At 47.2% G+C, this 4,105-nt stretch carries 4 protein-coding genes; 2 read left to right on the top strand and 2 right to left on the bottom strand.

Annotated features, from left to right (window positions below; genetic code table 11):
- Positions 1-1,356: DUF7507 domain-containing protein (locus tag IAE55_RS33490; protein WP_200634964.1), on the top strand; the 1,356-nt coding region annotated here is incomplete at its 5' end.
- A gap of 77 nt (positions 1,357-1,433) precedes the next feature.
- Here IAE55_RS33490 and IAE55_RS33485 read toward each other — a convergent pair.
- Positions 1,434-1,736: a hypothetical protein gene (locus IAE55_RS33485; RefSeq protein ID WP_145156371.1), complete on the bottom strand. Its 303-nt coding sequence runs from the start codon at positions 1,734-1,736 to the stop codon at positions 1,434-1,436.
- A 403-nt stretch (positions 1,737-2,139) separates the two neighbouring features.
- On the opposite strand from IAE55_RS33485, the gene IAE55_RS33480 reads away from it, so the two are divergent.
- Positions 2,140-3,342, top strand: a complete 1,203-nt coding sequence (locus tag IAE55_RS33480; RefSeq protein WP_145165352.1) for an IS110 family transposase — start codon at positions 2,140-2,142, stop codon at positions 3,340-3,342.
- Between the two features lie 151 nt (positions 3,343-3,493).
- Here the strand turns inward: IAE55_RS33480 and IAE55_RS33475 are convergent, their stop codons facing one another.
- The gene (locus IAE55_RS33475; RefSeq protein ID WP_145165366.1) at positions 3,494-3,826 is read right to left on the bottom strand and encodes a GNAT family N-acetyltransferase; all 333 of its coding nucleotides are present in this window, start codon (positions 3,824-3,826) and stop codon (positions 3,494-3,496) included.
- Between the last annotated feature and the right edge of the window lie 279 nt (positions 3,827-4,105).

Genomic DNA, 4,105 nt, shown 5'->3' with positions numbered 1-4,105 from the left:
ATTGGCAGTACCCTTATCAATACGTTCACGGTTTCGTCAGATCAAACGCCGCCGCTGGAGACGACGGCTGAGGTCGTCGTAGAATCGGCACTTGGGGTGGATACGACGCTGGAAGTAGTGAAGCTTCCGGACCGCAATGAGGCAGCGCCAGGCGAAACGGTTCATTATACAGTACTGGTCACGAACACCGGCATCAACCCGGCGACGAATGTGGTCGTCAACGATTCGCTGACGGAAACGGTGGAGACAATTGCGGCGATCGCCCCGGGCAATACGGCAGTGGTAACTTTTGCATTTACGATCCCTGTAACGGCAGTGAACGGAACCGTCATAGCGAACCGCGTGACCGCTACTTGGGCGGAGCAGCCTCCGGGTTCTCCTCCAGTGCAAAGCGAAACGCGCGTCACGGTCGCCGAGCCGATAGCCTTGCTGGAATTGGACGTTCAGGGCCATCCGTCAACAGCGAACCCGGGAACGACGGTGATCAAGACGATCACGATCACGAATGTAACAGGCCGGACGGTTACGCACATCCGTGTCTCCGATTCGCTTGTCGGCTTCCGGACCGTCATCGCGTCACTGGCGCCCGGCGAGCAGCGTGCGTTCAACCTGCCCTTTGCGATTCCGGCAGGGACGACCGGCGGGACGGTATTCCCGAACATCGTCACGATCTTTTCCGATCAAACCCCGCTGCAGCAGGAGACGGTATTCATTAACACGACAGTGATCCCGGATGCCGAACTGACTGAAACGGTCGACCGGCCTCAAGGTCGGCCAGGGGAAACGGTCATTTTCACCATCCAGGTACGCAATACGGGAAACGTCGCGCTTACCAACGCAGTGCTGACTGCCCCGCTGCTGGGCATCCAATTTCATATCGCACATTTCGACGTTGGTGCAATTGAAACCATCCAAGTACCGTTCGTCCTTCCGAACGTGAATCAAACCACAGTGATTATCAGTCCGGTCACGTTCTCATCGGATAACGGGCCGTTCAGAACGGCAAGTGCATCGGTCGAGGTGATTGTGGAGGCCCAAGTAGCCGATGCTCAACTGACCGAAACGGTAGACCCGAATCAAGGCCGGCCGTGGGAAACCGTGATTTTCACCATTCAAGTCGTGAACACAGGAAACATCACGCTCATTAACGGAAAATTAATCGCTCCGGTGCTGGGCATACAACAGCAGATCGACCGTTTGGATCCCGGCGCGAGCAAAACGCTCCATGTACCGTTTATCCTTCCAGATGTAAAAGAAAATACTACAATTACGAGTCCGGTGACTTTTACTTCAGACAACGGGCCGATCAGACGGGCAAGTGCCTCTGTGATAGTAATTACGGAGGAAGAGGAGTAAAGAAGGGATACGGGCGGAACAATTGCCCCCGCTGCTCGGCGATCACGGCCTTATCACGGACCGTCACCTGCAGTTGTTCAGCCAGCCTGGGACGAAGCTTCACCTTCTTTGATGAGTCGCGCCACTTCCTCGTCCTGCTGTTTCAACTCCTTGCGCAGCTCCGCCAGTTCCTGTTCCTGGCCAAAGATCACGTCCGCCCGATCTGCCAGCGCCTGTTCATGCTGCTGAGACAATTGCAACCGCTCAGACGCTTCCGTCTCGACCATACCCAGAAACGGTTCAACGTTCAGGCGTGAATGGTCCAGTTGCTTTCGGTACCCGGCTGCCCCGCTCTCTTTCAGCTTCTGCATTTCATACAGCGCCGCAATATGCCATTTCACCAAATCTTGTCATATTCTGTATAGAGAAGACGACGAACATAACAGAAAATATATGATGTTACGAAAGAAGTGTTAAGAAAAAAACCTTCATTCCCTCTCAGTAAGAGGTTGAAGGTTTTTACGCATTTTTTATTATTGAACTAACGTTCCCCTTCGTATTATGAGGTCAGCCAGTTTTTACTGGTTGACCACTTTTGTTATGGTGGTGTATTTCTCAGTAGTCGGGCAGATCGGACGTTCCCCTGGGTCTGTAACCCGTCGCTAAAACTGATCGCCCCCTACTTGTAGAAACCATGTTTAAGCTGGTTGAGACGACCTAGATCTCGCATAACAAGCGATGTTGTGGAACTATGAGCTATTTTAGGGGTACCGACATTTTCACTTTTAAGGGAGGGAGTATTTCATGAATCCAGTCATTGGTCTGGATATTTCAAAAGGTAAAAGTGATGGACAAGTTTTCTTAGACAAAGGGAATCCCATGGGACACCCTTTTTGTTTTCAGCATAACCAAGTAGGTCTTAGCCAACTGCTAGATGTCGTTTCAACTGTACAGGAGACAGCAGGCAAAGCTCCAGTTGTGATTCTGGAATCGACAGGACATTACCATCAGGCTGTAATTCAGTTTCTAGAAGAACACGATATCCTATTCTTAGTTGTGAATCCTCTCATTTCACATCAAGCCAAAAAGTCAAGTCTACGGAAAGTGAAAACAGATGCAGTCGATGCCTATCGGCTCTGCGAGCTGTACTACAAAGAGGAATTTGAAGACCATATGCAACGAGGGGTTCAACTACTAAATCTTAGGCATCTAACGCGTCAGTTTGACTCGCTCACACAAATGTATGTACAGGTGAAGCTTCAGTTTCAGGCCGTTCTAGATCAAGTCTTTCCGGACTATAGAGGTATTTTCGGTGACCTTTATTCAAAAGTTTCATTGCTCCTTTTAAAACAGTTCATGACTCCTGGGGCATTTCAAACAGCTGGCGTATCAACCGTAACACACACAATTACCTGCCTCTGCCCTAGTCGATCTAATCATTGGGCTAGTGACAAAGCAAGCTGTATCATGGTTGCTGCAGCCAATAATCCATTTCCAAAAGTGAGTTATAGTAGCCATCTAATAAGCTTAGCACTATTCATTGACTTACTTCTTCAATATCAAGAGCATCTTTCCCGCCTGCAAAGTCAGATCGATGCCCTTGCTGAAGAAGTTGAATCTTATCAGATTATCCAATCGATTCCCGGAATAGGTAGCAAAATCGCTGCAACGATTTTGTCCGAGATCGGGGAAGTCCATCGGTTTAATCACGCCAAAAAGCTAGTAGCTTTCGCAGGAATTGACCCTAGCGTCTACTCTTCTGGTAAGTTCACAGCGACAACCAATCGCATTACCAAACGCGGGTCTAAGAAGCTGCGTCATGCCCTATATCTCGCTGTACTATGCGGTCTAAAAAAGACCGGAAGCAAGAGGTTACGTGAATATTACGATAAGAAACGCGAAGCCGGAAAGCCTTACCGGGTTGCCCTCATTGCCTGCGTCAACAAGCTCCTTCACTGGATTTATGCCCTTCTAGTGAAGCAAGAAAGGTTTGTCGATTTAGATTAGTTAACACATTTTTCATCCGGAAGAACAGCTTTCCAGCATGTACTGAGAAGGTTATTTAGTGCGCCTATTTTTCAGTATACCGTCATCCCACACTTAATTTAAGAGAAAAATGTTGACAAGATATTAGCTGGTTTTAGTTCAAAACCAAATACTATAAAAATGACATATATACGCCCTTACCTTGTATTAACTTAAATCCAAGTTGCTTGTACAAAGAACGAGCAGGTGCATTATCATCATGTGTTTCTAGCTGTAATCGTGTGGCTTTTTTTGATTTAGCTAAATTAATTGCATGCTCAATTAACTTCCTGCCTATGCCTTTATTTCTATGCTTTGCTGATGAGTATAAGGCCTCTATCCTTAATACTGGGAACCCTTTGCTTATTGAAAAGCTCCATGATAGGATGATGAACCCAATATACTCATGATCTTTCTTGGCCAAATAACAATAAGATGAGCTGTCATTAGTAAAACGGTATAAAATTTGTTCACATTGTTCTAGAGCTTAATGAAATTCCATGGAAACCCAGTTAAATACTTATCTAATCGGTAATCGGCACATGTTCTTGTCCTTTACGGCAATCGGTACAAGTTCTTGTCCCGAGTCGAGGACAAGAACTTGTACCCATAAAACAAATAAGCCGCTAAAATAGCGACTTCAAATGGGACCATGTTCTTGTCCCCCGACAAATAGAGATCTACCTACCCGTTGATCCACTGGCACTTAAATTTGCTCCCTTGCCACAGTAGAAGAAATTCTTTT

The sequence above is a fragment of the Paenibacillus sp. S28 genome (genome assembly GCF_016624415.1).
Classification (GTDB): domain Bacteria; phylum Bacillota; class Bacilli; order Paenibacillales; family Paenibacillaceae; genus Paenibacillus_AQ; species Paenibacillus_AQ favisporus.
The sequence above is the reverse complement of the archived record's forward strand: the minus strand, read 5'-3'. Positions and strand labels throughout refer to the sequence as shown.

Bases quoted from the DNA above. Each gene is read 5' to 3' on its own strand.
- IAE55_RS33480 (WP_145165352.1), top strand. From the start codon at position 2,140: ATGAATCCAGTCATTGGTCTGGATATTTCAAAAGGTAAAAGTGATGGA.